This window comes from Phytoactinopolyspora endophytica (genome assembly GCF_004138495.1).
In the GTDB taxonomy this organism is placed as follows: domain Bacteria; phylum Actinomycetota; class Actinomycetes; order Jiangellales; family Jiangellaceae; genus Phytoactinopolyspora; species Phytoactinopolyspora endophytica.
The window spans coordinates 223273-226289 of record NZ_ML142858.1 but is presented as its reverse complement, the minus strand read 5'-3'; the positions used below and the strand labels follow the sequence as shown (position 1 = coordinate 226289).

Annotated in this window: 2 protein-coding genes and 1 riboswitch; both genes read left to right on the top strand. The window is 66.3% G+C overall.

All coding sequences use genetic code 11. The annotated features are described in order from the left end of the window. Positions 1–413 precede the first annotated feature (413 nt). The gene (locus ELR45_RS20050; protein ID WP_129667935.1) at positions 414–1118 is read left to right on the top strand and encodes a TetR/AcrR family transcriptional regulator; all 705 of its coding nucleotides are present in this window, start codon (positions 414–416) and stop codon (positions 1116–1118) included. 148 nt (positions 1119–1266) lie between these two features. Next, a riboswitch (S-adenosyl-L-homocysteine riboswitch) is annotated at positions 1267–1352 on the top strand. A gap of 16 nt (positions 1353–1368) precedes the next feature. Then, positions 1369–3017: homocysteine S-methyltransferase family protein (locus ELR45_RS41135; RefSeq protein ID WP_240759907.1), on the top strand; the 1649-nt coding region annotated here is incomplete at its 3' end.

The window sequence follows — 3017 nt, the reverse complement described above, 5'->3', positions numbered from 1 at the left end:
GTCGGCTGGATGAGTTCGACGCGCAGGATGCGGTCGTCGCCGGGCCGTGGGTCGGTGCCACCCCAGGTCGCCTCGTCGGTGTTCGATGTCACGATCCACAGCGCTCCGTCCGGCGCGGTTGACGCCTCCAGGGTCGGTGAATCGTCCGGCGTGCGTGACGCGCCCGGATTGGGTGACGTCTCCCGTGTCGGCGCTATCGCCTGAGCGTTTGGTTGATTCGCGTCATCTCCAGATCCGGAGCCGGAAGAGCACGCGGCCGTGCCGAGACCCACGACAGCGGCAAGCAAGAACATCGGAACGGACCGCTTCGTTGGCGATCGACTCATAGCCACCTCCTGTTATCGATGCTAACGCTAACAGCACATCGTCGATTCCGCAACAGCCGATACCGTTTTTCTGTTATCGTTGGATACATGAGCGATCGGGAAGAGGTCCGCCGGCGGATCGTCGACGCCGCGGCCAAGCTACTTGGAGACGAGGGCCGCGACGGGGTGACGACGCGTGCCGTCAGCGCGGCGGCCGGGATTCAGCCCCCGACGCTCTACCGCCTGTTCAACGACATGAACGGGCTGCTCGAGGCCGTCGCGTCCGACGGATTCGCGCGATACCTCGAACAGAAGCACAGCCAGGCGCTCTCCGAAGATCCAGTGGACGATCTGCGCCGCGGGTGGGCCACACATGTCGAGTTCGGGCTGGAGAATCCGGCGCACTACTTACTCATGTACGGCCAGCCCAACCCCGGGCAGAGAAGCCGGGCCTCTGAGCAAGCACTGCAGCGGCTCCGGATGCTCGTCGAACGCGTCGCGGTCGCGGGCCGGCTCGTCGTCGGCGTGGAGACCGCCGTCGGCATGGTGCACTCCGCGGGTGTCGGACTCACACTGAACCTCATCGGAACACCGCCCGAGCAACGCGATCTCAGCCTCATCGACCGCCTGCGGGACACGATCATCGCGGCGATCACCGCACCGGACCCGGGCAGTCCCGCGAGCACGGCCCAACGGGCCGTGAGCTTCAAGGCCGTGCTTGACCAAGCCGCGGACCTCTACAGCACGGGCGAACGCACACTCTTGAACGAACTCCTCGACCGCGCCGCGAACCAGGCCCCAAGCCACCAGTGATGAGGCCGCCCTCTCGGGGCAGCATCAGCACATGGCCTGCACTCACGGCTTCGACGTCGTGATTATCGAGCACCGATAGACGCCCCTGCTCAGGGGACGTACCGGCGTCCCGGTTCCACCCAGGGGGCAGGTCCAGGTAAGGTTGGATGGCGCCGAGGGGCGTTGCAACGGGCCTCGCGACGGTGGGAGTCCCGCCACGCTCGGCGACATTCGCAACAAGGACGCCTTCCGACGACGGGAGGACCGTGGTATGGCCGCAGAGCAGCACTGGACTCCGGACGCGACCGACGAGCTCACCGCATTGCTGAACGAGCGAATCGTCATTCTCGATGGTGCGATGGGCACCGCGATCCAGCGTGACCGTCCCGACGAGGCGGGCTACCGAGGCGAGCGATTCGCCGATTGGCCCAGTGACGTAGTGGGCAACAACGACCTGCTGTCGATCACCCAGCCGCAGCTCATCGCCGACATCCACCGGGAGTACCTCGACGCCGGCGCTGACATCATCGAGACGAACACGTTCAGCTCGAACACGATCTCGCTCGCCGACTACGGCATGGAAGAACTCGCCTACGAGCTCAACCACGTCTCGGCACGACTCGCCCGAGACGTCGCCGACGAGGTCGCCGCAGCCACCGGGCGGAAGAGGTACGTCGCCGGAGCGCTCGGCCCCACCACCCGGACCGCCTCGATCAGCCCCGACGTCAACGACCCCGCGGCGCGCAACACCAGCTTCGACCAGCTGGTCGAGGCGTACTTGACCGCCGCTCGCGGCCTGGTCGACGGCGGCTCTGACCTGCTGTTCATCGAGACCATCTTCGACACGCTCAACGCGAAGGCCGCCATCTTCGCCGTGCAGACCCTGTTCGACGAGACCGGCCGGCGCTGGCCGATCGTCATCTCCGGAACCATCACGGACGCGTCCGGACGCACCCTCTCCGGGCAGGTCACCGAGGCGTTCTGGTACTCCGTGCGGCATGCGCAGCCGCTCATCGTCGGCCTCAACTGCGCGCTGGGCGCCAAAGAGATGCGGCCCTACCTCGCCGATCTCGGGCGGATCGCCGACACATTCGTTCACGCCTACCCGAATGCGGGCCTGCCGAACGCGTTCGGCGAGTACGACGAGGCGCCGGCCGACACCGCCGGAGTGCTGGCCGAGTTCGCCGAAGCCGGCCTCGTCAACATGGTCGGCGGCTGCTGCGGGACGACTCCGGAGCACATCGGCGCGATCGCCACCGCCGTAGACGGGGCGACGCCACGGGAGCCGGTCGTGAACCCGCCGGCACTGCGGCTGTCCGGCCTGGAGCCGTTCGTCGTCACCAATGACACGCTTTTCGTGAACGTCGGTGAGCGCACCAACATCACCGGTTCGGCCAAGTTCCGCAACCTGATCAAGGACGGTGACTACGACACCGCGCTCTCTGTCGCCGCGCAGCAGGTGGAGAACGGCGCGCAGGTCATCGACGTCAACATGGACGAGGGCATGATCGACGGCGTCGCCGCGATGGACCGTTTCCTCAAGCTGGTGTCGTCCGAGCCCGACATCAGCCGGGTCCCGGTGATGGTCGACTCGTCCAAGTGGGAGGTCATCGAAGCCGGGCTGAAGAACGTCCAGGGCAAGCCGATCGTCAACTCGATCTCCATGAAGGAGGGCGAGGAGAAGTTCATCGAGCAGGCCCGGCTGTGCAAGAAGTACGGCGCATCCGTCGTGGTCATGGCGTTCGACGAGGACGGCCAGGCGGACAACTACGAGCGTCGGACCGCGATCTGTGAGCGGGCGTACCGGATCCTGGTGGACCAGGTGGGCTTCGACCCGACGGAGATCATCTTCGACCCGAACGTGTTCGCCGTCGCCACCGGCATCGAGGAGCACGCGACATACGGCGTGGACTTCATCGA